This window comes from Patescibacteria group bacterium (assembly GCA_023473585.1).
GTDB lineage: Bacteria > Patescibacteriota > Microgenomatia > JAMCYU01 > JAMCYU01 > JAMCYU01.
In genome coordinates this window covers 91,635-105,210 of sequence record JAMCYU010000004.1, presented here as the reverse complement: position 1 = coordinate 105,210, position 13,576 = coordinate 91,635, and the positions used below count along the sequence as shown (strand labels likewise).

Here is a 13,576-nt window from a genome sequence, read left to right as displayed (position 1 = left end):
TTAATATGCGTTAAAATGAACCGATGAAAAAGATACTGGTTACCGGCGCGTTTGGATTAGTTGGTACGGACCTGGTCGAAGCTTTAACTAAAAAGTATTCTGCAAAAAATATCGTTACCCTTGCTCATAAAGCCACAAGAGATTCTCAGACAATTGTTGAAAATGGCGATGTCACCGATCTCCTTTCCTTAGATAAAATCATTAAAAAACACAAGATAAACGAGATTTACCACCTTGCCGGTTTGTTATCGGTTGGCAGTGAAAAAAATCCTCAACTTGCCTGGGATGTCAATTTGGGTGGTCTTAAAAATATTCTTGATTTGGCAGTCAAATATAAAGCAAAGGTTTTCTGGCCAAGCTCTATCGCTGCTTTTGGTTCGACGACGCCGAAAATCAATACTCCTCAATCGACGATTCTTGAACCGACGACAATGTACGGAGTCAATAAAGTTGCCGGTGAACTCTTATGCCAATATTATTTTTTAAAATACGGGCTGGATGTCCGCAGCCTTCGCTACCCGGGGCTTATCGGTTATAAAGCCCCTCCGGGTGACGGCACAACCGAATATGCCGTTCATATTTTCTATGGAGCCATACGGCAAAAACACTACACTGTCTTTTTAAAAGAGAACACGCGTTTGCCCATGATGTATATTGACGACGCGATTGACGGAACCATCAAACTTATGGAAGCGCCGGCAAAGAAAATAACTATAAGAACCAGTTATAATTTTGCCGCCATCAGTTTTACCCCAAGAGAATTAATTGGGGAAATTGTTAAATTGGCGCCTGATTTTACTTATAATTATAAACCTGACGACCGGCAGAAAATTGCCGATTCCTGGCCGAATTCGATTGATGATAGAAAAGCGAGAAAAGACTGGAACTGGAAACCCAAGTATGACCTGGCAAAATTAACTAAGGTTATGTACGAAGGATTAAAAAATAAATTAGGGCGTTAGATCAAACTCGTTGATTAATTTCTTCTCCGCTTCGCCGACGACAAAAGCTTTAATCCCAATATATTGCGAAATACCCGAGTTTTCCAACTTGCTTTTCAAAAGCTGGTCAACCTGGAAAATACCCGAGGAATTATTCATATAAACATTAATCTGGACCGGTTTTTCCTTACCCTCCTTGATTTCGACGTTATCGATGGCGTAGGCGGAGATGGAGTAAATGTCGATATTTCCGGCCTCAAAAGGAATCCGGGAGCGTCCCTGACTCATATCCAAAGCGTCGGCCACTCTCATAATCCCCGCTTCAACGGTAATAGGCCGGCCGTCACTGCGGTGGCTGATAATGGCGTGTAAAACTTCTGATTTAATGATGACTCTTTCCTCGGTCGGTAGAAAAGATAAAAAATCTTTAAGAAGATTTTCCGTCAAAAACAAACTAAAGTCTTCATGGCCTTCCCGATTAATCGACATGCCCAAATCATGAAAAAGACTGGCCAGCAAAACCACAAGTTCGGCGTATTTATGGGAAAGTTTATAATTTTTGGTCACGGACATTTCAATTTTTCTTTTAACCAAAAGCCGCAATAAGCGAAGCCCGCTGTTGGCCACAATCTGAAAATGGACCGAGCCGTGATCGGTCATGTGCAGGCGTTCGATAGCGTTAACGTTCATGACCCGCCAAAGCGTTTTAACCTCAACATTTCGGTTTATTTCCTGAAGAACTTTTTCCAAAAGTTCGTTACTTTCCGTCGGGATGCGGATTAAATCTTGAGAAGAAAAGTTCGCGTTTTTCGTTTTTTTCCTCATGAATCTTTTATACGCTAATTATCGATTCTTTTCAAGAGAGGCTTTTTTGATATAATGAGCGAAACGAATTAATCAAAGTTCACTCATTTATCTTTGATATAATGAGCGAAACGAATTAATCAAAGTTCACTCATTTATCTTTGATATAATGAGCGAAACGAATTAATAATTTATCAACTTATGGAAATTCAGGAAAGAATTGCCCAAATTGAAGAAGAGATCAGAAAAACCCCTCATCATAAGGGAACCGATCATTATCTGGGAAAAATGCGGGCGCGGATTGCCAGACTCGAAGACGAACTGGCCGAAAAACAAAGTAAAAAAGGCGGCGGTGGGGCGGCTTTTGCCGTGGCCAAGCAGGGTGACGCGACCGTCGTTTTGGTCGGTTATCCTTCGGTGGGTAAATCAACGCTTTTAAACCTTCTGACCGAGGCCAATTCCAGGGTGGCGCCTTATGCCTTTACGACCATAACCGTGATTCCGGGGATGATGGATTATAAGGGGGCGAAAATCCAGATTTTGGATTTGCCGGGCTTGGTCGGAGGCGCCGCCAAGGGCAAGGGACGGGGCCGGGAGATTCTCTCCGTGGTCAGATCAGCCGATCTTTTGCTTTTAATTTTGGACATTCAAAAAAGTGAAGAACAGTTAAAAAGCATCGAAACAGAGCTTTATGCCGCCGGTGTCAGAATTAATCAAAAGCCGCCGCTTGTCCTGATCAAAAAGAAAGCCAAGGGTGGTTTAAGAAGTAACGTCAGTCTGGCTTTGGCCATAGCTTCGGAATTTCGTTTGGTCAACGCGGAAATTCAGGTGAAAGAAGACCTAAACGTTAACCAATTAATTGATGCCTTTTTAGGCAACCGGGTTTATCTGCCGGCTTTAACCGTTATCAACAAAATAGATCAGCGGAATAATTATGAAAAAAACCCCGATTTTCTTTATCTTTCCGGACTTTTAGGCCAAGGGGTTGAAGAACTAAAAGAAAAAATCTGGCAAGAATTAAATTTAATCAGAGTGTATTTAAAAACGCCAGGTTGTGAAGCCGATAAAGACAAACCGTTAATCTTAAAAAAAGGGCAAACCGTTAAAGACGCCGTTTTTAAGATTTCTCAAGAATTGCAAGTTAAAGAGGCCAAAGTCTGGGGTCAATCGGTGAAATTTCCAGGCCAAAACGTCGGTCTTAATCATAAACTTGCGGATGAAGATATTCTCACTTTTGGGAGATAAACTGTTCTCTTACCGGTTTCCAAGAGAATGGTGTTCCGTCAGGAAAGACCACGCCTGATTCCGTAAAGGAAATTCTCCCCTCTTCATTGGGATCGTACAGGGTGGAAATATAAGAGATAAGATAACAAGGCTCCCTGCTTACCACGCAAAATCCGTGCAGAACATTACGGGGAATAACCAAAAGATAGTGTCCTTTGTCCCCATTTATATCCCCCATCAAAAAAAGATTTAAATGTCCGCGAGTTTTCGAATCCTTTCGCGAATCGTAAATAGCGAAAACGGCGCTTCCTTTGACAACAACAAATCTATCCGTTTGTTTGGTCGGGTGATAATGCCAGCGATCCTCATCACGGGCAAAACCCGGGTTGGTTACCGAACAATAACTTTGGCCGAAGGGAAGATCCGGACCAAAAACCTCTGGCCAGCTTGTTTTAAAGGTTTCCATGAGGATGCCTCTTGAATCGCGGTTAACTTTGAGTTTAAAGAGCTTAATTCCTTCAATAAGACCATCTTGATTGTTAACGCTAAGAAAATTGATTTTCATGTAATCATTTTAATGAAGATTTAATAAGATTGCAAATATTTGTTATTTGGCTGGTGGTGAGTTCTGGATAGCAAGGAAGGGAAAGTATTTCTTTGCACGCCTTTTCGGCCTGCGGGAAATCTCCCTTTTTATATTTTAAAGAGGAAAAAGCTTTAACAAGATGGACAGGTAATGGATAATGAATGTTTGTTTCGACCCCATGTTTTTTCAGATATCTTTTGAGTCTGTCTCTTTCCCTGGCGCGTATCGTAAAAAGATGGTAAACGTGGCTGCCGTCAGATTTTTCGGGAGGAAGAATAATCTTCTCGTTTTTAAGACAGGAGAAATAATGGGAAGCAACTTTTTGTCGTAATTGATTATAAGAATCGAGTCTTTTAAGTTTAACGCGCAATATCCCAGCCTGGAGTTCATCAAGTCGACTATTTACTCCCGGCCTTAGGCTTTGATAACGTTTCTTTTCTCCATAGGTTCTTAACTGCCGAATTAATGCGGCCAATTTTTTATTATTGGTGACCACCATTCCCCCGTCGCCGCAACAACCTAAATTTTTGGTGGGATAAAAACTGAAACAACCCAAATCTCCTAAAGTGCCTAATTTTTTACCCTCATAACTGGCTCCGTGGGCTTGGGCGACGTCTTCGATGACAAAAAGATGGTGTTTTTTGGCCACTTTGAGAATTGATTTCATTTCCGCGGCCAAACCAAAAAGATGAACGGGCACAATGGCGCGGGTCCTAACGGTGATGGCTTTTTCTATCTTTGAAACATCCATATTAAAAGTCCGCGGATCAATATCGACAAGTTTTGGCGTGGCTACCGAAGCAACCGCAAAAGCGGTCGGGTAACTGTTGGCAGGGATAATAACCTCATCTTCTGAGCGGATTCCGAGTGATTTGAAGGCTAAGATTAAAGCGTCCGTTCCCGAAGCCACACCGATGGCGTATTTTACCCCCAGGTATTGACTGAATTCCTTTTCAAAAAAATAAACATTTTCTCCGAGAATAAAATTACCCTTCCGGAAAATTTTATGAACGGTTTGGTTTATTTCTTTTTGAAGACCTTGATAATTTTTTTGCAAGTTGACAATGGGTATTTTTATTTTGGGTTTCATATTTTTGTTAAATCAAACAAACTTCTAGCAATATTTAAGAAACTAAAAAATTGCGATTTTCCGTATTGTCTTTTATAATGATGCACGGGGACTTCTCGGAAACGAACCTTCTTTTGTTGCAGCTTTTTCATAAAATCAACGTCAAAGGCGCCGCTGGCGATTTTAAAGTTCAGCCCCTGAAGAAGACTTCGGCGGAAAAGTCTAAAGTCGCAATCAACATCACGGACATTAAGATTGAAGAGAATTTTAACGAAATGATTATATAAAAATCCGATTATTCTTCTGAACCATGTGTCGGCTCGATTAAGCTTAAAACCGGTAACTAAATCGACCTTATCATTAAATTTGGCGACTAATTTCTTAAGTTCCAGAGGATCATATTGACCATCACTGTCGGTATAAAAAATAAAATCAGACTTCGCTTTTGCAAATCCCGTTGCGAGAGCGGCTCCATAACCCAAGTTTTTCTTATGGTTAATTACGCTTAAAAACGGAATTTTCTCCTCAAATTCGCTTAATAAGATTTTGGTTGTCTTGTCATCACTGCCGTCATTGACTATAATGATTTCGTACTCGTTGGCGACAAAAGGCAGAAACCCAACGGTTTTCTTAATCAATTGAGAAAGAGAGTAACTGTCATTAAAAACCGGATAGACAACCGAAAGACTAGAAAGTTTTTTCATTTTAGAAACTTATTTGTTGCTGCCATTATACACTATTAAATAATGTTTAAACGAATAGCCTCTTTTTTTATCGGCTGGAAGATTCTTATCTTCTTTTTTTCCCTGCTGGCGGTTTTTATTCTTCGTTTTAATCCGACTCATGGGTTTTCTTTGAACTATCTTAATTCCTTAAACTATTTCTTGGGAATTTGGGCTAATTTTGACGGAGCGAATTATCTTAATATTGCCCGTGATGGTTACCATTATCCGAATTTTGCCTATTTTCCGCTCTTGCCATTTCTTGTTTCAATTCTTCATAAACTAACGTCTTTTTCTTTTCTCACCTCCGGATTGCTGATAACTAATTTTGTTTTTTTTCTTTCTCTTTTCGTTTTTTACAAAATTATTCTTTTCGACTTTGATCAAAAAATCGCTTGGCGAACACTCATCTTGCTTTTGGTTTTTCCGGTATCGTTTTTTTATGGCGCGGTTTACACCGAATCGCTCTATTTTCTTTTTGCCACCCTGAGTTTTTACTGTGCCAGGAAAAGTCGGTGGCCGTTGGCGGGTATTTTTGGCTTAATGGCGGGACTAGCCAGACTTGTGGGTCTTTCCCTGATTGTAGCCCTACTGGTGGAATGGTATTGGCAAAATAAAGACAAACATGGCAATTTACTTGAAAATTTTTTCAAAAGAAAAGTTTATTTTATTTTTCTGATTCCTTTAGGGATGATTCTCTACGGGTTATATTTGCAAATAAACTTCGGCGATTTCTTTCTTTTTCAAAAATCAATGATTCATTGGGGACAGGCAAATTTTATTTCTCCCTTTCAGGTTCTTTTTAGATACTTAAAGATAATTATCTTCGCTTCTAAAAACATTACTTATTTTACTGCCATTTTAGAATTAGGTTCGACTTTTTTTTACTTCTTCTTAGGTTTTTATGTTCTTAAAAAGGTCAGAGTTTCCTATGGGGTCTGGATGATCGTCTCGCTACTGATTCCCACTTTTACCGGAACCTTGCAAAGCATGCCCAGGTATATTCTTCATCTTTTTCCGGCCTTTATCGCCATGGGGCTTTTGACAAAAACAAAATGGCAATTTTACCTGACAATTATTGTTTTCTTAATTCTGCAGTTTCTGTTGGTGGCTCTTTTTACAAGGGGATATTTCATCGCTTAATTCGTGGAAGAAGCCTTATAAACGATCTACGAATTTATTATAACCCAACCGCCAACTTAAAAGATAGCCTTTAAACAGGATTTTTTATTCGGCGCTTCAAGAATACCTCACAATTTATTGCGAGGATGAATTGAAGCAAAGAAAACGTTCTCCTTTAGGGTTGAAACCCTGCAATTTATTACGAAGTAAAAGCTCTGCTTATTGCAGGGAGAATGTTATTTCGAAGGTTTGAAGAGAGGCGGGTTACAACTTAATAACAAGACCACCTTACGTGATTTCTGAGGCAGGTAGAATTCGTGTTTATATCTGATCCCCTTACCTCGTAAGAGCCATAACTGGCACTAACAACGACAGTATCGTTTAAGGGTTCGTCGCGGTCAGGCACAAGCCTTAAACTAACCGTTCTTGGTCCACCCATTAAGGCGCCAAGTAAAGCGCCTTTCGCGCCAACGGTTGTCTCGTGAAAAACTTCTCTTCCCTCATATCTGATTATCATAAAGTGTTTGAATGATAGCAATTAGGAGGAAATATGTCAACTATATGTCGTCGTAACGGCCTAAGTCTTTATGGGTGGATGACGGGTGATGCTCCCGCTTCCTCCCGCTTCACAGGCGGGCGCTCTACTGGTGAGCTACATCCACCATATGGGATAAAACACCTGTCTTTTCCCAACTTATCGTGCGCCTCCAGAGGGACTCCCCGAAGAACTCCTTAAAGTCGTCTACGGGGCAAGCGAACCCCCCAACCGCGCGCTTCTTTTTGCGCTCTCGGCGTGATTCGAACACGCAACCTGAAGGTTAGAAACCCTCTGCTCTATCCAATTGAGCTACGAGAGCAAAAACTAGCGATTTGATTATACCAAATCGCGTTGTAACGCGTCTGCTCGAGGCAATTAAAACTATTTTATCAAGTTACAAGAAGCTTATCAAGCTCTCGGAGAAATTAAATTTTGGGTGTGTTATAATAAGGTATAAATACAAAATCCTCTATCGATGAACTAATCGCTATTTTCTTAAAAAGGGGTGGACGTATTGATAAATATTATCTTCAGGACTGGCATCGGAACAAACACACAATTTTATATCTTAAAGGTTGGTTTGGCGGCAAAAATATCCGGGAAGCGCTCCAAAGAGCCCTCGCTTAAAACATATCTTTTCTGTCATTTCTTGATCTTATCAAAATACTCCTTCAGTTTCTTTCTTCCAATTCCGCTTTTCCACCACAACTCTCGTTTTTTCGCTTCAACTGAATTTTCAAATTCTTCTTCGAAGAGTAATTTAAATGGCGCTCGATTTTTTGTAGATTTTGATTTCCCTGAATTATGCTGTTTGAATCGTCTCTCAAAATTGTCGGTATATCCAACGTATGTCTTGTTATCTTTGAGACTTTGAAGGACGTAAACAATAAACATAAATATAGAGCGGGCCGCCCGCCTTTCAGGCGAGGCGAGCCTCGCTCAAGTCGCCAAAGGCGCTTGAGCGGGAGACGGGATTCGCACCCGCGACCTTTTCCTTGGCAAGGAAACGTTCTACTGCTGAACTACTCCCGCGTAACCCTAGTGAATTGTTCTGCTATGAACCAAACCCTCACTTTTAAGTTGGTCGGAGTGCCCGGACTTGAACCGGGGACCTCCTCGTCCCAAACGAGGCGCGCTAGCCAACTGCGCTACACTCCGTTAAAGAGCTTCAAAAATTTAGTTAAAGAGCTTTCTAGTTTTTTATATACTCTTTTATTGTAAAATCTTAATTTGAAAGTTCCTTTACTCTTTCCAGGTTTATTTCCGATTTTTCTTATGATAGTTTTATTGAATTGACTCAATGGAATATCGGTTATTTTTGACCAATAAATCTCAAGTTCACTTTTATTATCTCCTTCATGAACTTGCAGTTGACCCTTTATACCTTTTTCTGAAACCCCCAATTCTTGTACAAGATAATCTCTAAATATTTTAATAATTTTTGGATCAGTGTTGCTAACCTCTATTGGGCAAAGGACTGCGTTTTTCCACCTCTTATCACGTCTGGGTTTTGTCCCTTCACACCACCATATGATTAGCGGTATAACACTTCTTATTTCCTTAAGGTCTTTCACGTCTTAAGTGTATATTACCTCACGCTATTTAGCAAGTGATAATTATTAACATCCTTTGTGCCGAGAGAGGGACTCGAACCCTCACGATGTGTTAGCATCACAGGATTTTAAGTCCTGCGCGTCTGCCAGTTCCGCCACCCCGGCATAATTAATATGATTCTTTCGCGAGTCGAATCGGCTTCGGGACTAGGATTCGAACCTAGGTTCGCAGCTCCAAAGGCTGCTGTCCTACCGCTAGACGATCCCGAAAACTTTTACGAACCGAGTTTGACTCGGGAGCGGGCCGCCTTTAGCGAGCCTCGCTCAACGACTTGAGCGGGTGAGCAGAATCGAACTGCCGTCAACTCCTTGGAAGGGAGTTATTTTACCATTAAACCACACCCGCACTAAAAAATCTAAACGATTTTTCAGTGTAAACATCTTCTTTTAAAACGTGTTCACACTAGAAATTTACTTGCGAAAAATAATTTTCGCAAAAGACGTTTCCTGAGTAAATTTCTAGTGCCGAGGGACAGAATCGAACTGTCATCTCATGTTTTTCAGACACGCGCCGTGACCGCCTTGGCTACCTCGGCATGTACAAACTTTGTTTTGGAAGTACACGACTTATTCTACCAAATTTGGGTTTACTTGACAAACACTTTATTCAATTTTATCATGAAGTTATGGATTGGATTAAAAATCACAAACTCTCTTCCCTTCTTCTTATAGCCCTGGTTTATTTTATCTTACGGCCCTATTTTGGCGTTTCTCCTTTCGGTTTATCTAGGGTAACCAATTATTCCGAATTTTTTTCTTCCGCTCCCCTTCCTTCGCGTCTTTCTTTTCAGCAAGAATCGGCGCCGACGAACCAGGCTAAAAGAATTATCGTTGAAGAAACCTCAATGTCTTTGGTCGTTTTAAAAGTCAAGGAAGTTGCTGACAAAATCATCGATCTGGCCAAAACGAACGGCGGTTTTATGGTTTCAAGCACTATTAGCCAACCCGAAGAAGCGCCTTTTGCCACAGTTGTGGTAAGAATACCCGCCGATAAAGTTAAAGGGACGATTGACGAATACCGAAAACTTGCCGTTAAGGTTACTTCAGAAAATGTTATGGGAACAGACGTAACCGACCAATATGTTGATTTGGAGGCCCGTTTAAAAACTTTGGAAGCGACCAAAAGTAAATTTGAAGAAATTATGAACAAGGCGGCACAAGTTCAGGACCTCTTAACGGTTCAACGGGAGCTGATTGGTCTTCAGGATCAAATTGATGCTTTAAAAGGCAGGCAAAAATATTTGGAACAAACCGCCAGTTTATCAAAAATCACGATTTATTTATCTTCAGACGAAATGGCTCTTCCCTACGCTCCAAGCCAGGCTTTTAGACCGGCCGTCGTCTTTAAATTAGCCGTCAGATCCTTAATCAATACCGGAAGAGGTTTGGCCGAAAAGGGAATTTGGATTATGGTTTATGGGGTTATCTGGGTGCCGGTTTTGGGTGGAGTTATTCTTTACCGCCGATGGAAAAAAACGAAAATATAAGCTTCTGGTGACCGCTGGTGGATTCGAACCACCAACCTCTTCGACCTGCCCGCCGAAACTGTGGCCGATGGAGGACTCGAACCTCCGACTTCCTCGATGTAAACGAGGCGTTCTACCAACTGAACTAACCGGCCAGTGCAGGCGCGGTGTAAATGTCGCGCTCCACCGTTGAGCTAAGCGGTCATTCTCTATTTTAAGTGCTCTCGGGGAGACTCCCCGCAAAATTGCTCCGCAATCAGCGGGGTAAACGAACTCCCACTTATGCTGTGCCGAGGACAGGATTTGAACCTGCACACCTTGTTTAAGGGTACAGCCTCCTCAAGGCTGCGTGTCTACCGATTTCACCACCTCGGCTTAAGTGGGCAAGAGAGGACTCGAACCTCCATTCCTTGTTAAAGGGAACAGGCTCCTGAAGCCTGCGCGTCTGCCAGTTTCGCCACTTGCCCAAAGGCAAAAAGAATTATATCAGAAAGACGTTTTGCTCACAAACCGCTCTTTTCTAACTTCTTTCAATGGTGTAGAGCTTGGGATGGAAGAGGAAAACCGCGGGAGCTTCTTCAAGCAAGTAACGCTGAAAATCCTTATAAATTAGCGTTCTTTTTTCCTTATCGGTCGTTTTTCTCCCGTCTTCTAAAAGTTTATCAATCTTGGGACTGCCAAAACCGGTGATATTCGTGGTTTGGGTTGAATGCCAGAGGTGATACTGGTCGGGGTCAGGCGGAATCTCCTGACTCATGAGTAAAACGTCAAAGCTTCCCGGAACGGAATTTTCGACCCTGATATTGGTTTTTAGGCCCAGGGAATCCCAGGACTGGGCAATTTTTTGAGCGTAAGGCAAAAAGGAAGTAAAAGTTGAGATGGTCAGGTTAGCCGAGGCCGTGGCGATCCCCTCTTTTATCAATAAACTTTTAGACAGTTCCTGATTTTGCGAATAATTTTTGACATTCGGATTATACGCCCAGGAATGAGGATTAAGAGGACTGTTGGAGGTTTCTTGCGAAAAAGAGGGAACGGCGTAAGCCAAACCTTGGCGAACGGCTCTTTTTTGGAGTAACGGCAGCCGGGTATTGAAAAAAAGAATAATATTGTAATTCTCATAAATTTGTGAGCTTATCTTTAAATTCGGCCAATTTTTAAAACCATTGACGTCGCTGACTCGATCGAGGATATTAACTTCGCCAAGTTTAAAAGCCGTTATCGCCGCCGCTTCCGTAGAATAAAACTTAAACTCAAGCGGAGGAAAATCCGCGGTTAAGGGGGTTAAGGACATATTTTGCAAAGTATCGCCTTTAAGTTTTATTTTCGTGACCTTATAAGGGCCCAAACCGACTAAGCCGCGTTTAAAAATCGGACGGGAAAGAATGGTTGGTAAAGGAGAAAAAGGCTCCTTTAAGCTAATCTTCAGAAGATCTTGAGTGATAAACTCAAAGGTGACATCTTTAAGATTATAATTAATGTCAGAAGCTTTAAACTTTGTTTTATCGTGCCAAAATAAATCGTTTTTAATTTTAAAAAGATAAGTTTTGCCGTCGTCTTTTATTTCCCAATTTAAGGCAATTGACGAAGTTGCTTCGCCTGATTGATCAATGGAAGTTAGACCAAAACTGATAAGATTTTGAAGATAAGAGGGAAGGGTTGTTGGGGTATAATTACCGATAACGGCAATAACTTTGGTTTTTTGGTGAAACAAGGGTTTGATGACAATCGGATAAAGTTCCACAAAAAGTAAAAAGATTAAGAAACCGGCGATAAAACTAAAAGAGATAAGACTTCGGTGTTTAGTAACAAAAGCCCGTACAAACCAAGAGAACAAACGTAAATAACGAACAAAAAACTTCATATTCTCATTCTAAAGCACGAGATTAACCAGAGAAGTTATTAGGAAGAGACCAACCAAAATAACCGTCAACCAAAAAAGAATTTTTTCCAGGCCTCTTTTAGAACGGTAAAATTCGCCGCTGCCGCCAAAACTTGCCGAGAGTCCTTGTCCCCTATTTTGTAATAAAATGGCGGCAATTAAAAGGACAGAGACAATAATTTGGATAATTAACAGGATGTTATTCATAAGTTACCTCTTTCTGATGAAATAATATCAACAAGCGTTTGGGCTAATTTTTTACTGTCATGACGAATTAAACTGCGAACCAAGGCATCGGCCCTAGACTTCTTAAAAGTGCCTCGATTGGCAACGTCAGCTTTAATGATTTTAAAATAGTCATTTTCGCTTAAGTCGTTTAAAACCGGAGATTCGTGATATTTCGCGTAGACCTTTAAAGTCGTTTCGTTTAAACGCCCGTTATTCAAAATAATATAATTGACAGATTTGCCGATCAATTGCTCAATGACTCTTAAATGATCCATGGCCGAGTAATTATAGGTTTGACCGTATTTTGTCATTAAATTCATGACGTAAACAATTTTGCCCCGAGCTTTTTTAAGAGAGTTCGAAATTTCGCCAATTAATAAATTAGGTAAAAGACTGGTATAAAGATCGCCCGGACCTAAAACAATAAGGTCGGCTTCCCTGAGCACATTTAACGCTTCGGGGTTGGCTTTGGCCTTGGGTTTAAGGTAGATATCGGTAATTTTTAAAGTGCCATCATGGGGCGGTTCATCAATCAGATGCTCTTCTTTAAGAACTTGACCATTTTCGTATTCAGCGTATAAATTCGTCTTGGTAAAGGTGACCGGAATCACCGTGCCGTGAATCCGCAAAACTTTGCCGGTTTGCTTGATGGCTTCTTCCTGGGAGCCTAAAATATCAGCAAGCGCCGCCATGAAAAGATTCCCAAAAGTCATTCCGGAAATACCCTGGCCTTTTTCAAAGCGATACATGAACAATTTTCTTAAAAGTCCTACCCCGCCATTTTCCTCGGAAAGAGCCACCAGACATTGACGTAAATCAGAAGTCGGCAACAAACCAAATTCGTCTCTGATTCTTTTATTGCTGCCTCCGGAATCACTCATGCTGACAATGGCCGAAAGCTTATAAGGATGATATTTAAGGCCCCTTAGGACAACAAAAGTTCCCGTGCCGCCGCCGATGCAGACAATTTTGGGTTGATTATTCATTTAGAAAGCCAAACTAAAAAATTAATAAAAAAGCTTAAGATAAGAGCGGAGGCCACAAAAGAAGTCGTCTGGCTGAAATAATAAGAAGGGAGGGAAAATCCCTGATAAGATAAACCAGAAAATTGCCAAGCCGAGATGGTAATTTGGGGAACCATCAGGGTTAACACATATAAAATCGCCACGTTAATAAGCCAAGATAAGAGTCCTAAAGAAAGAAGATTGATGGGTAAAAAAAAGAGTTTTAAGATGGGTTTAACGAAAAGATAAATAAAGGCTAAGGCGGCGCCGGCAATAATTTGCGTTTCTAAACCGCCGGCTATTTTTAAGCCGCCGGAAACAACCTGGGTCAGCCACAGAGCAAAGGTACTGTAGAGAAATAACCTTAATAATGTCTTCAT

General features: G+C 41.0%; 14 protein-coding genes and 11 tRNA genes. 4 read left to right on the top strand and 21 right to left on the bottom strand.

The window, feature by feature from the left end; all coding sequences use genetic code 11:
- Window positions 1-23: 23 nt before the first annotated feature.
- A complete protein-coding gene (locus tag M1575_01575; GenBank protein ID MCL5095396.1) occupies window positions 24-962 on the top strand; it encodes an NAD-dependent epimerase/dehydratase family protein in 939 nt (312 codons plus the stop codon).
- Here the strand turns inward: M1575_01575 and M1575_01570 are convergent.
- Window positions 951-1,766, bottom strand: coding sequence for an HD domain-containing protein (locus M1575_01570; protein MCL5095395.1), 816 nt, complete (start codon window positions 1,764-1,766; stop codon window positions 951-953). The two genes, M1575_01575 and M1575_01570, sit on opposite strands and share 12 nt — an antisense overlap.
- Window positions 1,767-1,946: 180 nt before the next feature.
- Here M1575_01570 and M1575_01565 point away from each other — a divergent pair, with 180 nt between their 5' ends.
- Window positions 1,947-2,990 carry a 50S ribosome-binding GTPase gene (locus M1575_01565; protein ID MCL5095394.1) on the top strand — a complete coding sequence of 348 codons (1,044 nt, stop codon included), beginning with the start codon at window positions 1,947-1,949 and terminating at the stop codon, window positions 2,988-2,990.
- Here the strand turns inward: M1575_01565 and M1575_01560 are convergent.
- Genes M1575_01560 through M1575_01550 form a run of 3 tightly spaced genes read right to left on the bottom strand, consistent with a single transcriptional unit; the run spans window position 2,974 to window position 5,328 of the window.
- Window positions 2,974-3,534 carry a dTDP-4-dehydrorhamnose 3,5-epimerase family protein gene (locus M1575_01560; GenBank protein MCL5095393.1) on the bottom strand — a complete coding sequence of 187 codons (561 nt, stop codon included), beginning with the start codon at window positions 3,532-3,534 and terminating at the stop codon, window positions 2,974-2,976. The two genes, M1575_01565 and M1575_01560, sit on opposite strands and share 17 nt — an antisense overlap.
- 4 nt (window positions 3,535-3,538) lie before the next feature.
- The gene (locus tag M1575_01555) at window positions 3,539-4,645 is read right to left on the bottom strand and encodes a DegT/DnrJ/EryC1/StrS family aminotransferase (protein ID MCL5095392.1); all 1,107 of its coding nucleotides are present in this window, start codon (window positions 4,643-4,645) and stop codon (window positions 3,539-3,541) included.
- Window positions 4,642-5,328 (bottom strand): glycosyltransferase family 2 protein, encoded by a 687-nt coding sequence (locus tag M1575_01550; protein ID MCL5095391.1) that lies wholly within the window; start codon window positions 5,326-5,328, stop codon window positions 4,642-4,644. The genes M1575_01555 and M1575_01550 overlap by 4 nt, the downstream gene beginning before the upstream one ends.
- A 42-nt stretch (window positions 5,329-5,370) precedes the next feature.
- On the opposite strand from M1575_01550, the gene M1575_01545 reads away from it, so the two are divergent.
- A complete protein-coding gene (locus tag M1575_01545) occupies window positions 5,371-6,489 on the top strand; it encodes a hypothetical protein (protein ID MCL5095390.1) in 1,119 nt (372 codons plus the stop codon).
- Between the two features lie 569 nt (window positions 6,490-7,058).
- Here the strand turns inward: M1575_01545 and M1575_01540 are convergent.
- From M1575_01540 to M1575_01495, 10 genes are all read right to left on the bottom strand, one after another.
- Window positions 7,059-7,130 (bottom strand) — tRNA-His (locus tag M1575_01540).
- 121 nt (window positions 7,131-7,251) lie between these two features.
- Window positions 7,252-7,325, bottom strand: a tRNA-Arg gene (locus M1575_01535).
- Between the two features lie 323 nt (window positions 7,326-7,648).
- The gene (locus M1575_01530; GenBank protein MCL5095389.1) at window positions 7,649-7,900 is read right to left on the bottom strand and encodes a GIY-YIG nuclease family protein; all 252 of its coding nucleotides are present in this window, start codon (window positions 7,898-7,900) and stop codon (window positions 7,649-7,651) included.
- Window positions 7,901-7,966: 66 nt separating this feature from the next.
- Window positions 7,967-8,038, bottom strand: a tRNA-Gly gene (locus M1575_01525).
- A gap of 49 nt (window positions 8,039-8,087) precedes the next feature.
- Window positions 8,088-8,164: transfer RNA gene (locus M1575_01520), tRNA-Pro, on the bottom strand.
- Entirely contained in the window at window positions 8,155-8,580 is a 426-nt protein-coding gene (locus M1575_01515; protein ID MCL5095388.1) for a hypothetical protein, read from the bottom strand. The genes M1575_01520 and M1575_01515 overlap by 10 nt, the downstream gene beginning before the upstream one ends.
- 58 nt (window positions 8,581-8,638) lie before the next feature.
- A tRNA-Leu gene (locus M1575_01510) sits at window positions 8,639-8,724 on the bottom strand.
- A 34-nt stretch (window positions 8,725-8,758) separates the two neighbouring features.
- A tRNA-Gln gene (locus M1575_01505) sits at window positions 8,759-8,829 on the bottom strand.
- A gap of 65 nt (window positions 8,830-8,894) precedes the next feature.
- Window positions 8,895-8,965 (bottom strand) — tRNA-Gly (locus M1575_01500).
- 117 nt (window positions 8,966-9,082) lie between these two features.
- A tRNA-Phe gene (locus tag M1575_01495) sits at window positions 9,083-9,155 on the bottom strand.
- 90 nt (window positions 9,156-9,245) lie between these two features.
- Here M1575_01495 and M1575_01490 point away from each other — a divergent pair.
- Window positions 9,246-10,106: a DUF4349 domain-containing protein gene (locus tag M1575_01490; GenBank protein ID MCL5095387.1), complete on the top strand. Its 861-nt coding sequence runs from the start codon at window positions 9,246-9,248 to the stop codon at window positions 10,104-10,106.
- Window positions 10,107-10,167: 61 nt separating this feature from the next.
- Here the strand turns inward: M1575_01490 and M1575_01485 are convergent.
- The 7 genes from M1575_01485 to M1575_01455 form a co-directional block, all read right to left on the bottom strand.
- A tRNA-Val gene (locus M1575_01485) sits at window positions 10,168-10,240 on the bottom strand.
- A 133-nt stretch (window positions 10,241-10,373) separates the two neighbouring features.
- Window positions 10,374-10,460 (bottom strand) — tRNA-Leu (locus M1575_01480).
- A gap of 5 nt (window positions 10,461-10,465) precedes the next feature.
- Window positions 10,466-10,552 (bottom strand) — tRNA-Leu (locus tag M1575_01475).
- A gap of 53 nt (window positions 10,553-10,605) precedes the next feature.
- Entirely contained in the window at window positions 10,606-11,946 is a 1,341-nt protein-coding gene (locus M1575_01470) for an ABC transporter substrate-binding protein (GenBank protein ID MCL5095386.1), read from the bottom strand.
- A gap of 9 nt (window positions 11,947-11,955) precedes the next feature.
- Window positions 11,956-12,171, bottom strand: coding sequence for a preprotein translocase subunit SecG (gene secG, locus M1575_01465; GenBank protein ID MCL5095385.1), 216 nt, complete (start codon window positions 12,169-12,171; stop codon window positions 11,956-11,958).
- Entirely contained in the window at window positions 12,168-13,178 is a 1,011-nt protein-coding gene (locus M1575_01460; GenBank protein MCL5095384.1) for a YvcK family protein, read from the bottom strand. Before M1575_01460 ends, secG begins: the two co-directional genes overlap by 4 nt.
- Window positions 13,175-13,576, bottom strand: a complete 402-nt coding sequence (locus tag M1575_01455; protein MCL5095383.1) for a phage holin family protein — start codon at window positions 13,574-13,576, stop codon at window positions 13,175-13,177. The genes M1575_01460 and M1575_01455 overlap by 4 nt, the downstream gene beginning before the upstream one ends.